The 22,434-nt window shown below is 69.4% G+C and carries 18 protein-coding genes and 3 pseudogenes; 11 read left to right on the top strand and 10 right to left on the bottom strand.

Annotated elements, in window-relative coordinates:
• Nucleotides 1-43 precede the first annotated feature (43 nt).
• A complete protein-coding gene (locus ACQEXA_RS08285) occupies nt 44-628 on the bottom strand; it encodes an Rv1733c family protein (protein ID WP_432935614.1) in 585 nt (194 codons plus the stop codon).
• 635 nt (nt 629-1,263) lie between these two features.
• Here ACQEXA_RS08285 and ACQEXA_RS08280 point away from each other — a divergent pair.
• Nucleotides 1,264-2,190, top strand: a complete 927-nt coding sequence (locus ACQEXA_RS08280; protein WP_432935616.1) for an NADP-dependent oxidoreductase — start codon at nt 1,264-1,266, stop codon at nt 2,188-2,190.
• Entirely contained in the window at nt 2,187-2,903 is a 717-nt protein-coding gene (locus ACQEXA_RS08275; protein WP_432935618.1) for a GNAT family N-acetyltransferase, read from the top strand. The genes ACQEXA_RS08280 and ACQEXA_RS08275 overlap by 4 nt, the downstream gene beginning before the upstream one ends.
• 50 nt (nt 2,904-2,953) lie before the next feature.
• Here ACQEXA_RS08275 and ACQEXA_RS08270 read toward each other — a convergent pair whose 3' ends face one another.
• Nucleotides 2,954-3,373, bottom strand: a complete 420-nt coding sequence (locus ACQEXA_RS08270; protein ID WP_432939819.1) for a MarR family winged helix-turn-helix transcriptional regulator — start codon at nt 3,371-3,373, stop codon at nt 2,954-2,956.
• 363 nt (nt 3,374-3,736) lie between these two features.
• Between ACQEXA_RS08270 and ACQEXA_RS08265 the strand changes: the two genes are divergently transcribed.
• Both ACQEXA_RS08265 and ACQEXA_RS08260 read left to right on the top strand, forming a co-directional pair.
• Nucleotides 3,737-4,513, top strand: a complete 777-nt coding sequence (locus tag ACQEXA_RS08265) for a putative protein N(5)-glutamine methyltransferase (RefSeq protein WP_432935619.1) — start codon at nt 3,737-3,739, stop codon at nt 4,511-4,513.
• Between the two features lie 139 nt (nt 4,514-4,652).
• Nucleotides 4,653-6,668: an FAD-dependent oxidoreductase gene (locus tag ACQEXA_RS08260; protein WP_432935621.1), complete on the top strand. Its 2,016-nt coding sequence runs from the start codon at nt 4,653-4,655 to the stop codon at nt 6,666-6,668.
• Nucleotides 6,669-6,671: 3 nt separating this feature from the next.
• Here the strand turns inward: ACQEXA_RS08260 and ACQEXA_RS08255 are convergent, their stop codons facing one another.
• A complete protein-coding gene (locus ACQEXA_RS08255; RefSeq protein ID WP_433129246.1) occupies nt 6,672-7,934 on the bottom strand; it encodes a zinc ribbon domain-containing protein in 1,263 nt (420 codons plus the stop codon).
• A gap of 255 nt (nt 7,935-8,189) precedes the next feature.
• Entirely contained in the window at nt 8,190-8,813 is a 624-nt protein-coding gene (locus ACQEXA_RS08250) for a hypothetical protein (RefSeq protein WP_432935625.1), read from the bottom strand.
• 142 nt (nt 8,814-8,955) lie between these two features.
• Between ACQEXA_RS08250 and ACQEXA_RS08245 the strand changes: the two genes are divergently transcribed.
• The 3 genes from ACQEXA_RS08245 (at nt 8,956) to ACQEXA_RS08235 (ending at nt 10,355) form a co-directional block, all read left to right on the top strand.
• Nucleotides 8,956-9,099: a hypothetical protein gene (locus ACQEXA_RS08245; protein ID WP_433129244.1), complete on the top strand. Its 144-nt coding sequence runs from the start codon at nt 8,956-8,958 to the stop codon at nt 9,097-9,099.
• A gap of 84 nt (nt 9,100-9,183) precedes the next feature.
• The gene (locus ACQEXA_RS08240) at nt 9,184-9,714 is read left to right on the top strand and encodes a transposase (RefSeq protein ID WP_433129242.1); all 531 of its coding nucleotides are present in this window, start codon (nt 9,184-9,186) and stop codon (nt 9,712-9,714) included.
• An 89-nt stretch (nt 9,715-9,803) separates the two neighbouring features.
• A complete protein-coding gene (locus ACQEXA_RS08235) occupies nt 9,804-10,355 on the top strand; it encodes a PadR family transcriptional regulator (protein WP_433129240.1) in 552 nt (183 codons plus the stop codon).
• Between the two features lie 35 nt (nt 10,356-10,390).
• Here the strand turns inward: ACQEXA_RS08235 and ACQEXA_RS08230 are convergent.
• A pseudogene (locus ACQEXA_RS08230) lies at nt 10,391-11,275 on the bottom strand (fibronectin type III domain-containing protein); the annotation flags it as partial.
• 885 nt (nt 11,276-12,160) lie between these two features.
• Between ACQEXA_RS08230 and ACQEXA_RS08225 the strand changes: the two are divergent.
• A complete protein-coding gene (locus ACQEXA_RS08225) occupies nt 12,161-12,631 on the top strand; it encodes a reverse transcriptase N-terminal domain-containing protein (RefSeq protein WP_433129238.1) in 471 nt (156 codons plus the stop codon).
• A gap of 226 nt (nt 12,632-12,857) precedes the next feature.
• Here the strand turns inward: ACQEXA_RS08225 and ACQEXA_RS08220 are convergent.
• A pseudogene (locus ACQEXA_RS08220) lies at nt 12,858-14,117 on the bottom strand (IS4 family transposase); the annotation flags it as partial.
• 63 nt (nt 14,118-14,180) lie between these two features.
• Between ACQEXA_RS08220 and ACQEXA_RS08215 the strand changes: the two are divergent.
• Nucleotides 14,181-14,474 (top strand): annotated as a pseudogene (locus ACQEXA_RS08215) (reverse transcriptase/maturase family protein); the annotation flags it as partial.
• A gap of 178 nt (nt 14,475-14,652) precedes the next feature.
• On the opposite strand, the gene ACQEXA_RS08210 reads toward ACQEXA_RS08215, so the two are convergent.
• From ACQEXA_RS08210 to ACQEXA_RS08200, 3 genes are all read right to left on the bottom strand, one after another.
• The gene (locus ACQEXA_RS08210; RefSeq protein ID WP_433129228.1) at nt 14,653-16,113 is read right to left on the bottom strand and encodes an IS1380 family transposase; all 1,461 of its coding nucleotides are present in this window, start codon (nt 16,111-16,113) and stop codon (nt 14,653-14,655) included.
• An 86-nt stretch (nt 16,114-16,199) separates the two neighbouring features.
• The gene (locus tag ACQEXA_RS08205; protein WP_432931261.1) at nt 16,200-17,438 is read right to left on the bottom strand and encodes an IS1380 family transposase; all 1,239 of its coding nucleotides are present in this window, start codon (nt 17,436-17,438) and stop codon (nt 16,200-16,202) included.
• A 367-nt stretch (nt 17,439-17,805) separates the two neighbouring features.
• Nucleotides 17,806-19,101 carry an ISAs1 family transposase gene (locus ACQEXA_RS08200; protein ID WP_432920765.1) on the bottom strand — a complete coding sequence of 432 codons (1,296 nt, stop codon included), beginning with the start codon at nt 19,099-19,101 and terminating at the stop codon, nt 17,806-17,808.
• A gap of 51 nt (nt 19,102-19,152) precedes the next feature.
• Between ACQEXA_RS08200 and ACQEXA_RS08195 the strand changes: the two genes are divergently transcribed.
• Nucleotides 19,153-19,278, top strand: a complete 126-nt coding sequence (locus tag ACQEXA_RS08195; protein ID WP_433129236.1) for a hypothetical protein — start codon at nt 19,153-19,155, stop codon at nt 19,276-19,278.
• Nucleotides 19,279-19,449: 171 nt separating this feature from the next.
• On the opposite strand, the gene ACQEXA_RS08190 is transcribed toward ACQEXA_RS08195, so the two are convergent.
• The gene (locus tag ACQEXA_RS08190; RefSeq protein ID WP_433134489.1) at nt 19,450-20,730 is read right to left on the bottom strand and encodes an IS256 family transposase; all 1,281 of its coding nucleotides are present in this window, start codon (nt 20,728-20,730) and stop codon (nt 19,450-19,452) included.
• 199 nt (nt 20,731-20,929) lie between these two features.
• On the opposite strand from ACQEXA_RS08190, the gene ACQEXA_RS08185 reads away from it, so the two are divergent.
• Nucleotides 20,930-22,315, top strand: coding sequence for an FAD-binding oxidoreductase (locus ACQEXA_RS08185; protein WP_433129234.1), 1,386 nt, complete (start codon nt 20,930-20,932; stop codon nt 22,313-22,315).
• The last annotated feature ends 119 nt before the right edge of the window (nt 22,316-22,434 follow it).

The following is a 22,434-nucleotide window of genomic DNA, read 5'->3' as shown; positions in this document are numbered from 1 at the left end:
CCCACGCCAGACCTTGATCGCGCCCCGGGAGGGGCAAGGCCCGTCATGCCGTGCGCCGCCCCCAGTCGGGACCCGTCCGGGCCCACTCGGCCTCCCACTCCGCCATGCGGTGGCGTTCGGCGACCCGGCGGTTCACGGCGCGGGCCAGGAGGACGGCTCCGGCTGCTCCGCCCGCGGCCCAGACACCCGACGTCAGGGCGTGCTGCCACACCGCCGCGTCACTCGGCGGGGCGGCGACGCCATGGTCCCTGGCGTCCAGCCACACATCGGTCCGTTCGCCGCGCCGCGAGCCTGCGGGGACCTGGGCCACCGTGGTGCGCGTGCCCCTGCCGGGTTCCTTCCAGCGCACCTTCACGTCGTACAGGGGCTGCCTGGTGCCCTGCGTCGAGGGAGCAGCGCTCGGGGCGTCCTCGACGAGCACCGCGGACACCTGATGGCGCTGGGCGCGCTGGCTCACCTGGGTCGAGTGCGCGTCGTCGTACGCCGTCCAGGCCGCGACCGTACCGGCGAGCGGCGCCCCGACGCACAGCAGTACGGCGACGAGCAGGGCCGTCCACGCCTCGATCACATCGGACCGGCGGCGCAGCGGATTGCGTCGCCAGCGCCAGCCGCGCACCCGGGTTCGCATGTCGACCTCCTTGCCGCCACGTCCCGCTCGTGGAGGGCCCGGCGTTCCCCGCGCGGGCCTCTGGCACCCGCGTCCCCGCCCCTGGCAACGAAGAACCCCTCGGCGGGACACCGCCGACGGCGGCGCGGCGAATCGCCCGCCACCCGGGGCCGGGCCGTCAGACACCCCGGTCCGCACCCGCACGGCGTCGGTCCGGGCGCCTCCCGCGCCCGGGACCGGGTCATGCCGTGTACCGGCCGTGTCCGCCGGCCTCCGGGCGACGGACGGCCGCTCAGGGCCGCGTGCGTACGCGGCCCGGGATGCTTCCGACATGAAACGGCTTTTACGCCAATTCTCCTCCCGGGCGAGGTTCCCGGCCATTTGGCCCCGAAACCCGGGCCCGTGTCGGCCGGGGCGTTCGAGCACGAAGCGTGTCTCCGAACCGTCCCGACCAGGCCCGCAGCCGTGTGTGATCGATTCCCGCGCGCACCCGGGTGCCCTGCTTCCCGTCCCGTCGAGCCGGAACATTGCGGACGTATGAACTCTCCGCAGGCCCGGGAATAGCCGGTCCGTGATCTTCCTTGCCGTGTAGTGGCCGGCATCGGTGGCTTCCGCGACGGGTGGTCCGGCGACAGCGAAGGAGAGTGAGACGGGACATGCCCAAGGCGTACGCGTACACGCGGTACGGCGGTCCGGAGACCGAGGCGTTCATCGAGGTGGACCGGCCGAGCCCGGGCCCGGGACAACTGCTTGTGGCGGTCCGCGCGGCGGGCGTCAACCCGATCGACTGGAAGCTGCGCTCGGGCTACCGCCGTCCCGGCGAGACGGGCTCACCCGCGTTCCCGCTGGTGTTCGGCAGCGAGGCCGCAGGCGTCGTGAAGGAGGTGGGCGAGGGCGTGACCGGCTTCGCCGTCGGTGACGCGGTCTTCGGCAACACCGTGGCCGGCGGCTACGCCGAGTACGCCCTGCTCCAGGCCGCGGTGACCGCGCAGGTGCCGGACGGGCTGCCCTTCGCGGACGCGGCAGTCCTGCCGGTCGCCGCCGCCACCGCGTACGACGGGATCCGCCAGCTCGGCCTGCCCCGGGGCGCGACCTTGCTGGTCACCGGCGCCGGCGGGGGAGTGGGTGTCGCCGCCCTGCAGATCGCCCGCGCTCTCGGGCTGCGCGTGATCGGCACGGCGAGCGAGGGCAAGAAGGACTTCGTGGAGCAGCTCGGCGCCGTGCACGTCCCACCGGGTCCGGACCTGGCGTCGCGGGTGCGGGCGGCCGCTCCCGACGGCGTCGACGGTGTGTTCGACCTGGTCGGCGGCGATGTGCTGGCAGAGGCTGCGACCCTGACGGCCGACCGTTCGAAACTGATCACCGCCGGGGCACCGGCCCAGGAGGTGGAGCGGCTGGGCGGCGCGCGTGTCGCCCGGGCCCGGACCGCGTCCGTGCTCGAGGAACTGGCGCGCATGGTGGGCGACGGGGAGCTGATGCCGTACGTCACCCTGACCTTCCCGCTCGAACGGGCCGGTGAGGCGCTGCGCGCCGTCGAGGACGGTCACGTCCGCGGCAAGGTCGTGATCGAGGTCGCCGAATGAGTACGGAGCGGCACGTCCTCGACAACCCCGCGCTCGCCTCGCTGACCGGCCCGCACGCCCACTTCGCCGAGCGCCGCGGCCGCGTCCTGCGCTACCTGCACGACGTGTCACCCTGGGTGGGCCTGCCCGATGAGCCCGACGCCGACGACTGGGCCGACCTCGCGGCGCTCGCGGGCCCCGGCGCGGAGGCCCCGATCCCCGGTTTCCGCGGGCAGCTCCCGGCGGGCTGGGAGATCACCTTCGCCGTCGACGGAGTACAGCTCGTCGACGACGGACTCGCCGCCGCGCCCGATCCGGAGGCCGTACGGCTCACCCCGGCCGACGTGCCCGAGATGCTGGACCTGGTGGAGCGCACCCGGCCAGGCCCGTTTCTGCCGCGCACCATCGAACTGGGCACCTACCTCGGTATCCGGCGGGACGGCGCCCTGGTCGCCATGGCGGGCGAGCGGCTGCACCCGCCGGGCTGGACGGAGATAAGCGCCGTGTGCACCGCCCCTGAATTCCGGGGCCAGGGGCTGGCCACCCGGCTGATCCTGGCGGTCGCGCACGGCATCCGCGAGCGCGGCGAGACCCCGTTCCTGCACACCGGCGCGGGCAACACGGACGCCATCCGGCTCTACGAGTCCCTCGGCTTCCGGCTGCGCCGCGCCACCAAGTTCCTCTCGGCGCGGGTTCCGCAGCACGCGGGGGACGAGCAGGCCGTGGGGATCTGAGGAGGGGACCGGCAGCGCGCCGAAGAGTCCGCCCGCCCGCGGAGCGCCGGTCAGCCGGCCGGTTTCGCGGACGGTCCGTCCACTACAGTGCCCGCCGCCTTGTTGTACCGCGTCAGATACGTCGCGAAGCGTTCCAGGTCCGCCTCCGGCCAGCCCGCGAGGCGTTCCCGGAAGGCCTCGCGGCGGCTCTCGGTGACCTGCGCCAGGATCCGCGTCCCCGCGTCGGTCAGACGCAGCACCTGCACCCGGTGGTCGTCCGGGTCGGGCTGCCGCCCGATCAGTCCGGCCCGTTCCAGCGCGGCGACCTGCCGGCTGACGGTGGACTTGTCGAGCGCGTAGTGCGCGGCCAGGTCGGTGGCGCGGCAGCCGCCGCTCTCCTCCAGGTGCCCGAGCAACGTGTACGAGACCAGCGACAGTTCCGGATGCATCCGTCCCGCCGAGGCGCGGGCGCGGCGGGCGAACGCCGTCATCTCGCGGTGAATGGCCTCCAGGGCCACTTCAGCCCCGCCCGAACCGGCGCCGCGGTCCGCGGCGGTGGTCTCGCCGGAGCTCTGGGCTGCCTTCACGGGACCTCCTCGCACTTCAAGTTGCACTGTACAACTCGAAGGAGGGGGTGCAGGAGTCCGCCTGGGCGGAAGGAACCCGTCGGCAGCGCAGTCCCTCCTGCTAAGGTGATCGTCCCGGCCCGGATCGCCCCGGCCGGTCGTGGCCGAGGAGGTGAGACCCATTACCGCTGCGTCGGCTCGGGTGCTCTCGCCTCACGACAGCGCGGATCACCGCCGGTAGGTGACCGCGAGGGTGCCCTTCGGTCAACCGGAAGGCTTCCCGGCTCCATGCCACCACTTTCGCTCCCCCACGTTGTTCTCACGCTCCGTTCCGCCGGCTGTGTCTTCGCCGAGGACGAGGCCGAGTTGATTCTCGCCACCGCCCGCACTCCCGACGAGGCCGCCGCCATGGTCGACCGGCGCGTCGCGGGTCTGCCCCTCGAACTGGTCCTCGGCTGGGCCGAGTTCCACGGACTGCGGGTCGCCGTGGAGCCGGGCGTCTTCGTGCCCCGCCGCCGCACCGAGTTCCTCGTCGACCAGGCCGTCGCACTCGGGCGCGGCGCCGCCCTGGTGGTGGACCTGTGCTGCGGCTCGGGCGCGCTCGGCGCCGCGCTCGCCGCGGCGCTCGACGGTCCCGAACTGCACGCCGCGGACATCGATCCGGTCGCCGTGCGCTGCGCCCGCCGCAATCTCGCCCCATACGGCGGCCGGGTGCACGAGGGGGACCTGTTCGCGGCGCTCCCGGACGGGCTGCGCGGGCGCGTCGACATCCTGACCGCGAACGTCCCCTATGTGCCGACCGAAGAGGTGGCGCTGCTGCCGTCCGAGGCCCGTGACCACGAGCCGCTCGTCGCCCTCGACGGCGGCTTCGACGGCCTGGACGTCTTGCGCCGGGTCACCGCCGAGGCGTCCAGGTGGCTGGCCCCCGGCGGCTTCCTGCTGGTCGAGACGAGCGAGGGCCAGGTGCCCGCGGCCCTCGATGCGTTCACCCGGGGCGGGCTCGACGTGCGGCTCTCCACCTCGGAGGAGCTGTACGCCACCGTGCTGATCGGCGTGAAGCGATAGCGGACCCCGTTGCGCCGCCCGGCCGCCCGGTGACGGGGAAGCGGACCGGCGCCGCCCTCCGGCCCCATTGTGCAACTAGTTGCACAATGGGGCGGTCGTCCTCTACAACGGAGGAACGACACGCCGTACGGAGGGCCCGATGAGCCGCTACCCGCATCTGCTGACCCCGCTCGACCTGGGCTTCACCACCCTGCCCAACCGCGTGCTCATGGGCTCGATGCATGTGGGCCTGGAGGAGGCGGAGCGCGGCTTCGAGCGCATGGCCGCCTTCTACGCCGCCCGGGCGCGCGGGGGAGTGGGGCTCATCGTCACCGGAGGCATCGCGCCCAACGAGGCCGGACGCCCCTATGAGGGCGGTGCCAAACTCACCACCGAGGCGGAGGCCGAGCAGCACTCCGTCGTCACCGGGGCCGTGCACCGCGAAGGCGGCAGGATCGCGATGCAGATACTCCACTTCGGCCGGTACGCCTACCACCAGGACCTTGTCGCGCCCAGCGCCATCCAGGCCCCGATCAGCCCGTTCGTGCCGCACGCACTCACCGACGCCGAGGTCGAGCAGACCATCGACGACTACACGCGCGCGGCACGACTGGCCCGGCAGGCCGGGTACGACGGCGTCGAGATCATGGGCTCCGAGGGCTACCTCATCAACGAGTTCATCGCGGCGCAGACCAACCAGCGCGAGGACCGCTGGGGCGGCTCGTACGAGAACCGGATGCGGTTCCCCCTGGAGATCGTGCGCCGGACCCGCGAGGCGGTCGGCGAAGACTTCATCGTGGTCTACCGGCTGTCCATGCTGGACCTCGTTCCCGGCGGCTCCTCACTCGACGAGGTCGTCACACTCGCCAAGGCCGTCGAGGCCGCGGGCGCGACGATCATCAACACCGGGATCGGCTGGCACGAGGCCCGAATCCCGACCATCGCGACCTCCGTGCCGCGCGGCGCCTACACCTGGGTGACCAAGAAGCTCATGGGTGCCGTGTCCGTCCCCCTGGTGACGACCAACCGCATCAACACCCCCGAGCTGGCAGAGCAGTTGCTCGCCGACGGATGCGCGGACATGGTGTCGCTGGCCCGTCCGATGCTGGCCGACCCGGACTTCGTCGCCAAGGCCGAGGCGGGACGCCCCGAGGCCATCAACACCTGCATCGGCTGCAACCAGGCCTGTCTCGACCACACCTTCAGCGGCAAGATCACCTCGTGCCTGGTCAACCCCCGCGCCTGCCACGAGACGGAGCTGGTGCTGTCCCCGACCCGGCTGCGCAAGCGCGTCGCCGTCGTGGGCGCCGGCCCCGCCGGGCTCGCCTGCGCCGTCTCCGCCGCCGAACGAGGCCACGACGTCACGCTCTACGACGCCGCGGACGAGATCGGCGGCCAGCTCAACATCGCCCGGAAGGTGCCCGGCAAGCAAGAGTTCGACGAGACGCTGCGCTACTTCCGCACCCAGCTCGAGTCGCACGGCGTGGACGTCCAGCTGAACACCCGCGTGGCCGCCGCCGACCTCGAAGACCACGACGAGATCGTCGTCGCGACCGGCGTCACGCCCCGCACCCCCGAGATCCCCGGCATCGACCACCCGAGCGTCGTCGGCTACCTCGACGTGCTGCGCGACGGCGCCCACGTCGGCGAACGGGTCGCCGTCCTCGGCGCGGGCGGCATCGGCTTCGACGTCGCCGAGTACCTCACCGACGGCGGGGAGAAGGCGAGCGAGGACCCCGCGACGTACTTCCGCCACTGGGGCGTCGACATGGACTACCGCGCCCCCGGCGGCCTCGCCGCGCCCGACCGGCCCGCCCCGTCACGCACCGTCCACCTCCTGCAGCGCAAGACCACCAAGGTCGGCGCCGGGCTCGGCAAGACCACCGGCTGGATCCACCGCACCGAGCTGAAGCACCGCGGCGTGACCATGGTCCCGGGCGTGCGCTACGACCGGATCGACGACGCCGGGCTGCACATCACCGTGGACGGCGAGAGCCGGGTCCTGGAGGTCGACACGGTGGTGTTGTGCACCGGACAGGAGCCCCGCCGCGACCTGTACGAGGAACTGCTGGCCGCCGGCCGGACGCCGCACCTGATCGGCGGCGCCGACGTGGCGGCCGAGCTGGACGCCAAGCAGGCGATCAAGCAGGGCACGGAGGTTGCGGCGGCGCTATAAGAGTCATCCCCTGATGGGATGCCACCCGATCAGTTTCCGCGTGGGGATTTCGCCGCGGGCTGCGGCGTTTCCTGCGCGGGCGGCTGTTCCGACGTGGTCCTTGTGCCGCTGATGGGCGGGTCGGGTCTCATTCGGGGTAGGCCGGTACCGGTCGGGGGTGTTTCGTCGAGCAGAGGCCCGCTGGCCGGAGATTCCCGGACCGTGGGCTGCCGCGGGGGTGCGGTCCCTGCTGGGGCGGGCACCTCGCTGCGGTTGACTCGACAGGACTTCTTGCAGCCCTGGTGAGAACAAGATCTGTGTGGTGCGGGCTTGGACGGTGTCCAGGCCCGCGGTGCTGGGGTCGTCAGGGTCGGTGAGCCGGACGTGCGCGGCGAGTGCGGCGGAGACCATGTCGCGGTCGGCGATCAGGCCGCAGGAGGTGCATCGGTGGACCCGGTCGGCGAGGGTTTTCCGCACTTCAGCGCCGCACAGGCAGGTCTGCGACAGCTTCGTGTTGACGGTCGACGCGCGCAGCAGGCGGCCGTCGGTCTTCTCGCACTCCGTGCCGATCGCGGCGATGAGCCGCCCTGGTGTGGTGGCCTGCAGAGTCTTGCCCCACAGCCGGTACCAGGTGCGGATGTCGCAGTCCTCGACGACCAGGTTGGCGCCGTGTTCGGCGACGATCCGTTCGGCTATCCGCCGGGCCCGGTGGTCTTTCGCGGCGGCCGCGGTGGCTGCGGCCTCGGCAACTCGGGCGCGGTTGAAGCGGTAGCCGGCCGAGAGGGTGTCCCGGCGGTATGCCTGTTTCGGTACTCCGGCCTTGTTCGCCGCCCGCGCACCGCCGGGGGTCTGGACCTGCCGTTCGGGCAGGTCGGCGGCTTCACGTCGGGCTGCGCGGTCCTGCTGGCGTTTTGACGGCGTGTACTGGGCGGGGTTGGTGGAGCGGCGGGAGCGGTCGAGGGCACGTTTGCGGCCGCGCTCCTTGCGGCGGGCCTTTTCCAGTGCGGCCAGCTCGTCATTGGTGAGCTCGACCCTGGCCGAGCTCACTTCTCTGGCGGCGGGGTCGAAGGTGTCCGGGAAGGAGACGACGCACAGGTTGGAGACGTTGCCGTCGATCCCTCCGACCCGGTCCAGGTTGGCTGCGGCAGCCCGCCTGGCCTTCGTTACCGGGGATGCGTAGCCGCTGGTGAGGACCATCAGGTGCGCTTCGTATGCCCACCCACCGGGCGCACTGGCATCACGGCGGCGGACGAGGTCGACCTTGTGCCAGGTTTCTGGGTTGTTCAAGAAATGGACCAGCCGCGGCCAGCGGCCGGCCCCGGAAGGCAGCCGGACCGGGAGGACGAGGTCGCCTCGCTCCGAGTCGGCGCCGCCGGTGAACACCAGGGCGAGAGGTCCGGTGTGGTCCCACCAGTTCGCGGCACGTGTCTTTGGCTTTCCCTTCGTGGTGACCTTGCCGGTTTCGACCCGTGAGGGCCGTACGGGAACGGGCAGGAGCCGCGGCTGCGCGAGAACACTCGTCTTCGGCGGCAGCCCGGCTGCCTATTCCGGAAAAGTCACGGCCGGGTCGAGGTCCCAGTGCCGGTAGGCGTCCAGGTGCCCGGCAAGAGTGCCGTGCAGCCGAAACGTCTCCCACTTACGGGCGGTGGTGTGGGAACGTGCCCTGCCCGGGATGCGGGTGTAGTCCCACCAGGTGCCCGGCTTCGGCCCTCCGAACCGGCGCCCGGACGTATCGGGGAACAGGTGGCGGTTGATGCCTTCCCACACCTCGTCGGCCTGGTGCATCACCAGAGCTTTGGTGACGTGCTGGCCGAGGTGCCGGGAGCGTTCCATGTGACGGTATCCGCGGCGTTCCATGCCGTCACGGGACAGGCCCAGCCCGGTCCGCCACGCCTTCGCCTCGACTTCCCGACGTACATCGCCGGCCCAGTACGCGTCGACCACGTCCCGGGCATCGCGCTGAAGTGCACGCTTCACCGACCACATCGCCGAGAACAGCTGCTCTACTCGCGACTGGCTGTCGAGCCGGCTCACATCGAGCGGCAGCCGGATCACCGCGAGCTTGGTGTCGTCGCCACGCGTCCACCGCTTGCCTTTGTTCTTCCCACGGAACCTGCGGGTAGACGCGTCAGGGGCAGGTACCGCAGCAAGCAGGTCGGTACTCACGGCATCCCACCTCCTTTTGTTCACGGCAACGGCGAGATTCAGTGCGGAATTTGGCAGCTTCGGCAAGCAAGGCCAAAGCTACCTGCGCCCACTGACAACGCCTGGACAACGGAAGGCCGCGTTTGGGTTCTACGATGCCCGCATGCGTCTGAGTCTGGCCCGCTGCACGAGTATTGAGCTGCGCGCCTGGACCGGGCTCACCGGGCGGCAGATGCATCATCTCGTCGGCCAGATGCGGGAGCGCAAACCAGATGCCGACCCGGCATTGGGCGTTGCCGTTTCCTGACCGGGTCCCGCTGCTTGTCCTCGCCTACCGGACCAACCTCAGCATGCAGCAGCTGGCGTCACTGTTCGCAACCACCGACTCACCGTGCACCGGGTGATTTCCCGCCCCGCACGGCACCTCGCGGAACTTCTGGGGCCGCCCCCGGCTGACCGGCGGGAGTTGTGGGTCGTCGACGGCACGCTCATCCCCGTCCACGATCAGTCCCGCACGGCGAAAAGCAAGAACTACCGGCGCAGTGTGAACGTGCAGGTCGTCTGCCGGGCCCGTAACAGACGCGCCGGCGCTGTTTGCGACGCATGGCCAGGGAACCGGAACGACGTGGTCGTCTTCAGAGAAACCCTCGACCAAAGTCTGCCCGACCACCCGCGGCTCTCCGGCGACGGCGGCTACCGCGGCTACGACCAAATCAGGTCACCGCGCCGCGGACCAGACGGCCGCATCGTCAGAGACAGAAACTACAAACGGTTCCGGAAACGGCGAGCCGTAGCTGAACACACCCTCGCTCGCCTCAAAGACCACCAAATTCTGCGACAATGCCGCCGCCGCGGCGGCGCCGTCAATCACGCCGTCGCCGGCGTCGCCGCGCTCCACAACCTCAAGCTCGACATCAGGTAACTGAAACCCCAGGGTCGGCAAGGCACGCGCCGAGCCGCTTTACGGGATATCTCTTTAGGAGCGTCGCGCGGCCTCCTTAGGATGACCCCATGTCACTCCCGCACGCGATCCTGACCGCCCTGCTGGAGAAGCCGTCGTCCGGACTGGAGCTGACCCGGCGGTTCGACCGGTCGATCGGCTACTTCTGGTCGGCGACTCACCAGCAGATCTACCGGGAGCTGGGGCGGCTGGAGAGTGACGGACTGATCCGGGCCCTGCCCACCGAACAGCCGGCCCGCGGACAGAAGAAGGCCTACGAGGTCCTGCCCGCAGGCCGCGCCGAACTCGAGCGCTGGGCGGCGGCGCCACAGGACCCGAGGCCGATGCGCGATGTGCTGCTGCTGCGGCTGCGGGCGGCCGCCGTCGTCGGAACCGAGGGCATCGAGGCGGATCTGCGCCGCCATCTCGCCTTGCACCAGCAGCAGTTGGCGGAGTACCAGGACATCGAGCGACGTGACTTCGGGCCCGGAAAGGACTCGGAACAGGACCGCCTCCAGCACCTTGTGCTGCGAGCGGGCATCGAGGTCGAGACCTTCTGGATCCAGTGGCTGGCCCATGCCCTGGAGGAGTTCGGGCAGCTGTCCGGGCACGAAAAGCGGTGACCGGAAGACGCTGACCGGAGGGCGACCGGATCGCGTCAACCGGCCGTCGTCACCGTCCGCTCCGCCGAGTAGCCGCCCCAGGTGCCGTCCGGCAGCTTCGCCCGGATCCGCACCCGGTACGTCACGCCTGCCTCCCGGCCCACTTAGAATCTGTACGTCGCCTCGGCGCGCGGCGCTGTTCCGCCCCAGACGAGCGAGGTGGCGGGCTGTCCGTCCAGGTCGATCCGGTACTCGGTGACGAGACCGTCCACCCGCGGCGGGACCCAGGCCAGGTCCAGGTAGTACGCCCCTCCGGCGCGGTGGGTCGTGGCACGGAACCGGGCGGGCGCGGTGCCCCGCCCGTCGCCGGCACCGGCCGGTGTGGTCAGCCGTATCGCCTCGCTCGCCGGTGAGAGGTTGTCGGCCGCGTCCCGGGCGCGCACCGTGAACGAGTAGCGGGCCCCTGGCCGCAGCCCGGTGACCACGGTCGCCGTCTGCGCGCCGCCCACACTGTGGATCTTCGAGCCGCCCTGGTAGATGTCGTACGAGATCACCCTGCGGTCGTCCGTCGACCGGCTCCAGGCCAGCTGGACCGCCCGGCTGCCGACGGCCTTGCCGGACGGGCGTCCGGGGCGGGACGGCGGCCGCTCGTCGGCGGTGACCGCGGCGGGGGTGGTGGCACGGACCGCGTGGCTCGCCGGACCGACGGCGCCGTCGGCGCTCCGCGCCCGTACCGTGAAGAGGTAGGACGTCGCGGGGTCGAGCCGGGTGACGTCCACCATGTGCTCGGCGCCCGGCACCTCCTGCACCTCGGCAGAGCCGCGGTAGACCTCGTACGCGGTGATGTCCGGGCCCCCGGCCACCTGGTTCCACATCACGTGCACGCTGGTCGCGCTGCCCGCCACGGCCGTCACCCCCAGGGGGGCGGAGGGGACCGTTCCTAGTCAGTCATCCCGAGGCCTGTCGGCCTCACCCCGGGGCCGGGAAAATGGGGCGGGTGCCCGTCCGGAGGACGTCGTTTCTACTTGGTGCGAGTGAGCCCGATAGTCAGTCGGACGCGGGGGCCGTGTGCAGGAATCCAATGTTGTTGCCATGAGCACTTGCGACGTGAGGTCGCTTGAGTTGAGTGGTTCGTCACCGAGGAGGTTCGACTGATGTCGAAGGTGTAGGGCCCAGGCCCGTGTGCAGGGTCTGTCCCCGCCTCAGCGTGCGTCGCGGGTAACTGCGGGGTGCGAAGCCTGAGGTCGAGGCCCAAGGACCTCCGTTCCATCCGGGGGTTACAGGCTGGGGAAGAGCGGACGGGTGAATGCAAATGAATCCTCGATGATGCCTCGTCAAGCAAACTCCCGTCGATGGGTAGTACCAGCGGGTGATAGGGACTGGCCGCAGGAAAGCGGCAGGCGCCGAGTGGACAGTGCTCGCCACTCGGGAGCACACCGCCGTCCCCGGGGTTCAGAGGACACCCAACCCGGTCACATCTCACTCATGCGGAACACGACAACCCCGATAAGGTCCCGACGACAAGTCCGTCGGGTAAGCCGACCGCAAGGAAGGCCCAATTCCTCAGCGGGAGCAGGAGGATCCAACAAGCGAAGGCCGACAGCCGAAAGGAAACAGGAACCCGGGAGCCGGAAACCGACAACTCCGTCGGCGGACCCGCATAACTGGTCGGATAGGGGTCTATGCCTCGACTCGAAAGGGTGCTGACGTGGATCTGGTGAGCCTGTGAGACACGACTGTTTATGACACCGGAACCGAAGGGCAAGTTAGACGCCATGGCAACGAGGGCGAACGGGGCGGCTCAGATCGCAACGAGCGCTGTTGTGATGGCGAACGGACCGGAGGACGAGATCACCGACTGGTCGTCGGTCAAATGGCGACAGGTCGAGGACGACGTACGGCGTCTGCGGCAGCGCATCTTCACGGCATCGCAGGCAGGGGACCTGGCCAGGGTCAGGAATCTTCAGAAGTTGATGCTCCGCTCCCGCGCCAACACGCTGGCGAGCGTGCGGCGGGTCACGGAGATCAACGCCGGTCGCGCGACGGCCGGCATCGACGGGAAGACCGCACTGCTGCCCCAGTCCAAGGCCGAACTGACCGACTGGATACAGCATCACGCAAAACCGTGGAAACCCAAGCCGGTCAAGCGCGTGTATATACCGAAGGGCAACGGAGACCGGCGCCCGCTAGGAATTCCCGTGATTGCCGACAGGTGCCTTCAGGCCCTGGCTCTCGGAGCACTGGAACCCGAGTGGGAGGCACGATACGGGCCGAGATCCTATGGCAATGCCACGTAGCGTAAGTTGATCATGCTGTGAGAGTGAGTGCTCGGGCGTTGACGAGGTGGATTGTGGGCGGCGCCGGATGGCGGGTGCCGGTGTCGGCAGGACGCTTGACGCGGTAGCTGTTGTGCCGGGCGCGCTTGACGACACGGGGGTAACTGCGATGGCGGCGGCGGGGGTTGAGGTTCTTCTTGCGGGTGATGTCGGCGCGGACCCTGGCCAGGACGGCGTCCAGGTCCTCAGGGGAAATAGCCGCCGGGTCGGCGACGCGGCGGCGGACGATGCGCAGGGTGCGGGTGAATTTGACCCGGTCGGGGTCGATGTCGGCCTCGGTGGCAGCCCGGCAGATCAGGGCGGAGATCGCGTAGTGGGTGAGCAGGTAGCCGTACAGCTCCTGCCGGACGAGGTCCGGGCTCTTGGAACGCAGGATGCGGCCTGGGCCGCGTAGGGCGGTCTTCAGGTCATCGTTGGACTGCTCGTGCTCCCAGCGCTGGTGGTACGCGTGAGCGAGCAGGGGGGCGGGGGCGTTCGCGTGGTCGGTGATCGTGGTGATCAGGCAGACCAGCTCCCGCTCGGCGTCGGTGCCGCGGTCGGGGACCTCGTACTCGACCACGCGCACCACTCGGGCGGCTGCGGGATCGACCTCCCGCCCGGCGCGGGCGTCTTCCAGCAGTCGGCCCCGCGCCGCCGTGTTGAGGCGGGGGGAGTAGACCAGGGAGAGGTAGGAGCCGTCGGGCAGGTCCGCGACCAGCGGGAGGGTGAGCGTGTCGCCGACGCGCCAGAGCAGGTCCGCGCCGGTCCCGGCGGCAGCGCACCACTGCTCGAAGCCGAAAAAGCCCCGGTCGGCCAGCAGCAGCATGTCCTCTTCCAGGCGCTCGAACAGCTGGAAGGCCAGGGTCTGCTCGCCGGCGCGCTTGCCGGCGATCGGCCCGATCGCTGCCCCGATCGGGGCGCGGGAGCCGGTCTCGACCAGGGTGAGCACCCGCGCCTTGGGGAAGGCGGAGGGATTGGCGGCGGTCCCGGAACGGCCGAACGCCTCGGCGTTGGATTCGGTGTCGGGCAGGTCCCACTCCATGCCGTCGATGGAGACCAGGCGGCGGGGCCCGAGCCAGGCCCCGCGGGTGAGCTGCTCCGCGACCGGCTCGGTGATGCGGTCGAAGATCTCCGCGAGCGGTTCGGAGCCCAGGCGCTTGCGGGCCTGGGTGATCGCGCTGGTCGTGGGCACCTCCCAGGCCCGGTCCCAGCAGCCCCACCGCTCCAACGGCTCCGAAAGGCGGGTGATGGCCTCTTCGTAGTCGTCGTCCGCGAACAGCGCCAACGCCATCACCAGGTACACCACCACATGCGGCGGGAGCTTCCCGTCCGACCGTCTGGCCTGCCGTCCGAACGCCCGCACCGCGTCGTCGATCACATCACGTGGGACCGAGCCCGCCAGCAGCCCGATCGAGATCCACTCCGGCAACCGCCCGCCTGCACCAGCACCCTGAGTCACGGTCAGCAACCTACCGCCCGGAGTCGAAGGCGGCCCCACGCCCTTGATCAACTTACGCTACGTGGCATTGGATCCTATGGTTTTCGGCCCGGTCGTGGCTGTCATGACGCAATCGTGGCCATCCACACAACGGCAAGCGGCAGGAACGCCAAACGCCTGTGGGTGCTCGATGCCGACTTGAAAGCGGCTTTCGACCGAATCGACCACAGCTATCTACTGGCCTCTCTGGGCACATTTCCCGGCAGGGGAATGATAGCCGGATGGCTGAGGGCTGGCGTGGTCGAGAAAGGTTGGTTCACCCCGACCGAGGAGGGGACTCCGCAAGGCGGGGTGATCAGTCCCGCGCTATTGAATATTGCCCTTCATCCTCGACCTCGATTCGTCTGTGGCCTGATCGGTCTGACCGGTCCGACGGTTTGCCCTATTTGTCCCGATGGTCGGTGTGGGGGACCTTCGCGTGACGCTGCGGGTGCGCCGGCTTCCACGGGGCCGGAATCCTGCTGGCCTGCTCCTTCCTGGTCCTTGTCGGGGTGGTGGTCGGCCGTCAGACGCGGGCCGGAAGCTGATGGGCTCGCTGCCAGGCGGCGGTGAACGCGGTGGCCCAGGGCCAGGTCCGGTCGAGGTGGAGGGTGCGTCTGCGGGCGTGGGAGGTGAGGCGGGCGGGCAGGTGGTAGAGCTTCATGCGGATCGTTTCCGCTTCGGCGGCGGCGAGTTCGGGCTCGTCGTGCAGGAGAAGGAGCCGCGTCCAGGCGTCGAGGTCGGCGGCGATCGTGGCGGCCAGCACCCAGGCGGCGTTGATCTGCCAGGACTTCGAGGGCAACAGCCCGAGGCCGACCCGTTTGATCGCTTTGACGCGGTCCTCTACCTCGGCGTGATCCCGGTACAGGGCGTCGATGAACCACACCTGCCCCGAGGCGGGAACCCCGGAAAGCCCTTGGTGGGCGGGGATGTTCGTGGCGACGATCTGGTAGCGCCAGCCGGTGCGTTTCTCGAAGGCGGTCAGCTTCTTCGCATCCCGCCGCGAGGGCTTGACCCGGCGCACGATCAGCCGCATCCCCTCGGGCCAGCCGGTCAGGTCACGGACCCCGGTCAGCTCGGCGACCTGGTAGGAGACCGTCTCGCCGTCGAATCCCTTGATCTCGTGGACCTCGCCGTCCTGCCGCAGTGCGGCCGTCCACACGTTCTCGGGCAGCAGCGCGATGGCCTGCTCGTCCGTGGCGTTGATGGCCCAGCCGGTCACCCAGCGCACCCGGCGCCGGCTGGTGGACAACTGCTGGAGGTGGTCGAGGACATCGTGGCTGAAGGCCGCGCCGTCGATCCGGATCAGCAGCTTCGACCACAGCGGCAGCGGAAGTTGCCGCAGCGCGGCGGCCAGGACCGTCTTGTGGTCGGCGACATCGTTGGGCGGCGCGTTGCCGGGCCGCAGCAGCATCGCGACGCATTCGCGGGTGTTGGCCACCCACGCTCCCAGCGGCATGTGACCGAAGCTGCCCTTGAAGGTGCCCGCCGCGCCCTCCTTGGCGCTGGTGCAGGTGACGATGGTCGCGTCCAGGTCGAGGACGTACCAGCCGGTCAGGGCCCGGCCGCACACCGTAATCCAGGGGAAGCCGCCGGGGCGCAGGGCGAGCAGCGTCCACACCACGCGGCGTATAGCAGCGCGGACGCGCTCGACCCGCGCCGCCACCAGGCCGTCGATCGTCGCCAGAGTGCGGCGCAGGGTGCTGTCCGAGACTGGGCGCGGGAACAGCGGCCGCCATTGGTACTGCAGTCGCTCGGCTTCCAGGATGTTCGTCGCGCCGAGCACGATCGCACAGGCCAGCTGGACCAGCGCCATACCCCGCTCCCGCCAGCCCGGCCCGGCGCCCTTCGGCAGCGCCGCACTCAGTGCGGTGACCAGGCCAGTGCGGTCGGCGACCTTCCGCAGCAACACCACGCCCGCGTGGCCGATCAGGTTCTTGCCGTCGGCCCGCACAGCAAGCCGGTGATCCCATTCGGTAGCCTGCACCTGTCGGGTGCCTCTTCTCTGCGACGGTTTTGATCTAGGCAATCCAGATCATCGCAGGTGGGAGGCACCCTTCTTCTGTCGGGGCATCAGGTCACAGACGTAGCTGAACACATGAGGTTGGCGAGCTCGCCGTCCAGAGCAAGGAGCTGGAACCAGCAGCGGAGAACGGTGGCGGTGAGCCAAGCGGCGTTCACGGTCATCTCGCGCGAGGGCAGCAGGCCGATCCCGGATGCCTTCTGATCGCGGATCTTGGGCTCGACCCGGGCGTGTTTGCGGTGCCGCCCGTCCAAGTGGGCGATCTGCCCGCGCTGGTGGTTGGTCGCGAAGGTCTGGTAGCGCGCCTCCTGCTCGATCTCGTAGGCACTGGCGTCCTTGTTGTAGCGGGGGTGCAGGGGCTCTTTCCGCGCGATCACCCGGTGGTGCGCGGGCCAGGCGGACAGGTCGCCGAGCAGGGCGGTGATGTCAGCGACGAACGCGCCCTCGCGGACACCGCCGTCCGCACCGCCGCCTGCGGGCTGCCACAGGTTCTTCTTGTCGCAGATCTCGATGGCGGCCTGTTCGCGGGCGGTGAAGGCCCAGCCGACGGAGTACTCCCAGCGGAAGGTGGGGCTCTTGCGTCCACCGGCGGAGGCGATCCAGTCGATCAGCTGGTGGGAGAAGCCCGCACCGTCCACCCGGAAGAGGATTTTCTGCCTTCGCCACCAAGGCAGTTGGGCCACCGCCCGGGCCAGGATGTCGATGTTCACCTCGGCGTCGTTGGCGCTGACGTTGCCCGGGTGCAGCGTCGCGGCGAGCTGTTCACCGGTGTTGTCACAGGTGGCGACGAATATGTGGTGTCCGAGGAAGCCCTTGTAGGTTCCGTGGGCTCCCTCCTTCTGCGACGGTGCCGGGATCAGCGTCCCGTCGCTGTCGATCACGGTCCAGCCGGTCAGCGGCGCCCCTTCGACCTCCACCCCGGGGAAACCCCCGGGCCGGTCGCGGAGCAGTTCGTACACACGGCGCCGCACCCTCGCACGGGCCCGCCCGATCCGGGAGATGCCCTGCTCGCCGGCCTCTTTCAACATCCGCCACGTGGTGGGGTGAGAGGCGACCGACCCGAAGACCGGCCGCTGGTGTTCCAGCAGTCGGATGTCGCGGATGCAGGTCGCACCCAAGGTGATCGCGACCGCGAGGTCCACCATCACCTGCCCTCGGTCATGCAGCGGCACGAACCCCGGCCGGGCCAAAGCCGTCGACAGCGCCCCGGTCAGCCCCGTTCGCTCCGCGAGCAGCCGCAGATGTACCCCGCCCACATGACCGATCTGCCCCTTTCCGTCCCCCGGCATCGCCAGACCCCGACTCCACTCGCTACCCTGCACGTGAAAGGTGCCCCCACCCGCTCATGATCCAAGCCTTAGACAAGCCGGATCATCGCAGGTCACGGGGCACCTTTTCCATGCCGTGACAGAACGTCACAGCTCATGGAATTCACGGTGAAACACCAAGGCCGAGGCCACACGTCACGCCCGAAGTACTTCGCTCACTGGACCTGGGCGGCCCCGGCAGGGGCGAGGCCAGAACGACAAGAGCCGTATGACGGGAGACTGTCACGTACGGTTCCGTGGGAGCCCGGGGGTGAGATTCCCCCGGGCGACCCGACTACAAGCAGGCTGCCCGCAGGGCCCCGGCGAGTGCCGGGATCGTCCGGTTTGATCATGTGATGCCGTAGAGGGTGAGGACGCGGGGGCGCTCGGTGTGGGCTCGTCGTCCGGCGGCGGTGTTGACGTAGCCGGCGAGCTTGAGCGCGCTGCGGATCAGGTCGCGGAGGGCAGCGAGTACGGCGGGCGCTTTGTGGGTCCTGACCTGGGACTTGTCCTCGTTGAAGGTGACATCTCGACACCAGTGGACGGTATTTTCCACGGTCCAGTGCCCGCGAGCCCAGGACGCGATCTCGGCTGCGTTCGCTTCCTCGGCGGGCAGGTCGGTGATGGCGTAGACGGTCTCGCTGGACCATTTCTTCGCTCCGTAGAGACGGCGGCGGCGCTGGATCCGCAGGACCTGGGCCGCGTGCGGGAAGAGCAGTCCGCTGACGGTGACGACCTGCACGAGCCGCTGCTCGTGACGGCCGTGGCCCCGGGCGTCGTCGCGGTGGATCACAGGGATCTCCTTCCAGGGCAGGGCGTGGAGTTGACGGGCCTGGCCACGCTGGTTGTTCTTGATGGTCAGCAGGTAGTGAGCGCCGCGTTCGCGCAGGTAGGTGGCGTGGTCACGTTGGGCGTGGAGGGCATCGGCGGTAACGACCACCCCCGCGAGATCCGCGTCGTCGATCTGGTCGAGAAGAGGTGCGAACTCGGGGATTTCATTGGTCTTCGCGCCGATCTCGCGGGAGGCGAGAGTGACACCGTCGCCGTGACGGACGGCGGACAGGACGAAGACCCGACTGCCGTCCGGGCGCCTCGCGCCACGCAGGCACTTGCCGTCCACCGCGATCGCCCGCCGCCTCAGCCGTGCCGGCTCGGCGCGGGCGGCCGCCCGGTGAGCCCGGCGCTGTTCACGCTCGGTTGCGCCGTCGGGCATCACCGGCTCCGGCCGGCGGGGCTGTGTGGACAGCAAGGGCCGAAGGTAGTCGTAACCGGCCGCGCCGATCTCACCGGGATCGAGCCGCCCCAGGACGCTGCGCAGGGTCTTCTCGCTCGGCACCCGGTAGCGGCCAAGGAGTGGGTGGTAGGGCAGGCCGAAGGCGGCCAGTTCCTCCGGCGTCGCACGTCGGCACCACTCCGCCGCCGCGGTGATCGAGTCGTGGCCGGACGGGGTCATCGCGCAGACCACCAGGGCCAGCAGCGAGGAGAGCCGGTACCGCACTCCGCAAGCCCCTCTCGGGTCGGTGACCGACTCGAACTCCGTGACCAGGCTGCGGACTTGGTCCTTGGCGGCACCCTGGCCGAGGGCTTCCAGGCAGGGCGCATGAGGCACGGGGACAGCGACAGGGGATGATGGAGGAACGAACACGGCACCTTCGTGGATCTTGGAGCGTAGAGAACTACATGATCCACAGGTGCCGTGTTCACCTGCTTCCGGGGCCCACCACCGACATCAACACCCCAGGCCAGGACGATCCAGGCACTCGCCAAAGCCCTGGGGGACACCCGCTTCCACACCCTCTGCCTCGACCTCGAACTCACCTGAAGATCGCCAACAGAGTCTGACCATTGATCCCGCGACTATCTCGCGGCTCACCCGCGGGCCGCTTTCGCGCAGCAATACGCAGAGGGCAGAAGCAGCAGGCAGGACAGTTCCATGCAGTTTCCGCTTGTCGGGGGTGTGTCAATTTAACGGCTGATCTTGGTTGTTGAGCGGTCAGTTGTTGCTCGGGGTCAGGCGGCCCTCGAAGGCGATCTGGAAGGCGTTGAGTGGGGCCTTCCAGCGCATGGTCCACCGCTTGCGGCCCTTCCCGGTCGGGTCCAGGCTCATCAGCGCCATGTAGATGCACTTGAGGGCGGCGGCCTCGTTGGGGAAGTGTCCGCGGGCGCGAACGGCCTTGCGTATGCGGGCGTTGACGCTCTCGATCGCGTTCGTGCTGCAGATGACCTTGCGTATCTCGACGTCGAAGGAGAGGAAGGGCACGAACTCGGCCCAGGCGTCCGACCACAGCTTCACGATCGCTGGATACTTCTGGCCCCAGGACTCCTGGAACTCCAGGAACCGCTCCGTCGCCGCGTCCTCGCTGGGAGCGGTGTAGACGGGCTTGAGGGCCTTGGCAACCTTGTCCCAGTCCTGGCGGGCGGCGTAACGGAACGAATTCCGCAGCAGGTGAACCACACACGTTTGGACAATCGTGCGAGGCCAGACGGTCTCCACGGCCTCGGGGAGGCCCTTGAGTCCGTCGCAGACCAGCATCAGCACGTCGTCCAGGCCGCGGTTCTTCAACTCGGTGAACACGTGCAGCCAGTACTTCGCGCCCTCGCCGCCGTCACCGGCCCAGATGCCGAGGATGTCGCGGGTGCCGTCCACGGTCACGGCCATCACGACGTAGATGGGGCGGTTCGCGACCTGACCGTCGCGGATTTTGACATTGATAGCGTCCACGAACAGGACCGGATAGACGCGGTCGAGCGGCCGGTTCTGCCATTCGGCCATGCCGTCCATCACCTTGTCAGTGATGGTGGAGATGGTCTGCTTGGACACCTCGGCGCCGTACGCCTCGGCGAGATGAGCCGATATCTCCCCGTGGGTGAGACCCTTCGCGGACAGGGACAGCACCATCTCGTCGACACCGGTCAGGCGGCGCTGCCGCTTCTTGACGATCTGCGGCTCGAAGCTGCCGGCGGTGTCGCGGGGCACCTTCACCTCCACCGGACCGATGTCGGTCAGTACGGTCTTCGCCCGGGTGCCGTTGCGGCTGTTGCCGTTGTTCTTCCCGGCCGGATCGTGCTTCTCGTAGCCGAGGTGATCGGTGATCTCGCCTTCCAGGGCGGACTCCAGCACCCGCTTGGTCAGCAGCTGCAACAGCCCACCCTCGCCAGTCAGCTGCAGTCCCTCACTACGTGCCCGGTCAACGAGCATCGCGACGAGCTGTTCGTCCGACGCGGCCGATGGCGTCGCATTGCCTGCCGACTCCTCCACGGACCCTTGCTCCATCGTCATCTCGCTCACGTGGCGTCTCTCCCTTGATCAGCAGATCCGCCGTTGATTAGACACTCCCCTTGTCGGACCTCGCGGCTATTGCGATTGCCACCGTAGAGGCCTTGTAGAGCTCCCGTAGACACTGCAATGGCAGGGTCGTACGCAACATAGGCAAGAAGTGTTCACCGTTCAATGGAGAAGGATTCGCGTGGGCGTGCAACTGAAGCCCGAGGACGTGGCGGGGCTGCGGCAGACTGTGACAGGACCGGTTGTGGAGCCGGGGGCCGAGGGCTACGAGGCGGAGTGCGCCACGTACAATCTGAACTGTGCTCTCGAGCCGGCGGTCGTGTTGGGGGCGGCCAACGCTGAGGATGTCGTCACGGCGGTGCGGTTCGCCGTCCGGCACGGGCTGCCGGTCGCGGTGAAGTCCACTGCCCACCAGATGGTTTCCTCGGCCGAGGGCTGGCTCCTCATCACCACGCAGCGTATGAAAGGGATCTCCGTCAACGCCGAGGAGCGAACCGTACGCGTCGAGGCGGGTGTGCACTGGAGTGAAGTACTGCCCCGCACGGCCGAGCACGGGCTTGCTCCGGTATCCGGTTCGGCACCCGAGGTCGGGGTTGTCGGCTACACGCTGGGGGGTGGACAGAGTCCGCTGTTGGGCCGCACCCACGGCTATGCCGCCGACCACGTCAGGTCGCTGGACGTGGTGACCGCGGACGGAGAGCTGCGCCGGGTCACACCCGAGTCCGAACCGGACCTCTATTGGGCTCTGCTGGGCGGCAAGGGCAACTTCGGAGTCGTGACTGCGATCGAGTTCGAGGTGTTCCCCGTCGCACGCTTCTACGGCGGGGGCATCTACTTCCGCGGGGAAGACCTGGACCGCGTCCTGACGGCCTGGCGCATGTGGCTGCCCACCGTCGGTGACGACATGACGTCGTCCATCGCAGTCCAGCGCCTGCCTGACTTGCCGGCGCTCCCCGATCCGTTGCGTGGCGCGTTCGTCGTCCACCTGCGGATCGGCTACCTCGGCACCGCGACCGAGGGCGAGCAACTGATCGCACCGCTGCGGGCGGCTGCGCCGGCCCTGCTCGACCTGGTGGCGGAGAAGCCCGTCACTTCGGTCGGGGAGATCCACATGGACCCGGTGGACCCGATGCCGTACTTCGACCGCTGCGTGTGCCTGACGGAGTTCTCCGAGAAGACCGCACAGGCACTCGTGGAGCTGACGGACGCCGAGTCGGACTGCACACTGACGAGTGTGGAGATACGGGCTCTCGGCGGTGCTTTCGACCGTGAGCCCCGTTTTCCCAACTCAGTGCCCAGCAAGGGACTGCCGTATGTCCTCTTCGCCGCCGCGGTGGGCACGCCCGACCGCGCCGAGGAGCTCCGGGCCGATCTGGCGCGCGTCGTGGACGGACTGGCACCCTGGGTGGCCGAGCGCAACATGGTGAACTTCCTGTCGCCGGACGAGGCGACCGACCCGGCAGGAGTGCGCGCTGTATACGGAAAGGAGCGCTACGACCGTCTCGCCGCCGTGAAGCGTCGCCACGACCCGGACAACCTCTTCCGCCACAACCACAACATCACGCCCGCCTGAGCGACTCCTCTCGCGCGAACGATCCTGCTGCCGACCGCAGTCGGTATGTCCCGTAACTGCTCAGCGCACCGGATCCCACGCTGGAAGAGTTGATCAGGGTGTCCCCCAGGGCTTTGGCG

The organism is Streptomyces sp. CA-106110, from assembly GCF_050936285.1.
Lineage (GTDB): Bacteria > Actinomycetota > Actinomycetes > Streptomycetales > Streptomycetaceae > Streptomyces.
This window is presented reverse-complemented; position numbering and strand designations above follow the sequence as displayed.

Bases quoted from the DNA above. Each gene is read 5' to 3' on its own strand.
- ACQEXA_RS08285 (WP_432935614.1), bottom strand. From the start codon at position 628: ATGCGAACCCGGGTGCGCGGCTGGCGCTGGCGACGCAATCCGCTGCGC.
- ACQEXA_RS08280 (WP_432935616.1), top strand. From the start codon at position 1,264: ATGCCCAAGGCGTACGCGTACACGCGGTACGGCGGTCCGGAGACCGAG.
- ACQEXA_RS08275 (WP_432935618.1), top strand. From the start codon at position 2,187: ATGAGTACGGAGCGGCACGTCCTCGACAACCCCGCGCTCGCCTCGCTG.
- ACQEXA_RS08270 (WP_432939819.1), bottom strand. From the start codon at position 3,373: ATGACGGCGTTCGCCCGCCGCGCCCGCGCCTCGGCGGGACGGATGCAT.
- ACQEXA_RS08265 (WP_432935619.1), top strand. From the start codon at position 3,737: ATGCCACCACTTTCGCTCCCCCACGTTGTTCTCACGCTCCGTTCCGCC.
- ACQEXA_RS08260 (WP_432935621.1), top strand. From the start codon at position 4,653: ATGAGCCGCTACCCGCATCTGCTGACCCCGCTCGACCTGGGCTTCACC.
- ACQEXA_RS08245 (WP_433129244.1), top strand. From the start codon at position 8,956: ATGCGTCTGAGTCTGGCCCGCTGCACGAGTATTGAGCTGCGCGCCTGG.
- ACQEXA_RS08235 (WP_433129240.1), top strand. From the start codon at position 9,804: ATGTCACTCCCGCACGCGATCCTGACCGCCCTGCTGGAGAAGCCGTCG.
- ACQEXA_RS08225 (WP_433129238.1), top strand. From the start codon at position 12,161: ATGGCGAACGGACCGGAGGACGAGATCACCGACTGGTCGTCGGTCAAA.
- ACQEXA_RS08205 (WP_432931261.1), bottom strand. From the start codon at position 17,438: ATGCCGGGGGACGGAAAGGGGCAGATCGGTCATGTGGGCGGGGTACAT.
- ACQEXA_RS08190 (WP_433134489.1), bottom strand. From the start codon at position 20,730: ATGGAGCAAGGGTCCGTGGAGGAGTCGGCAGGCAATGCGACGCCATCG.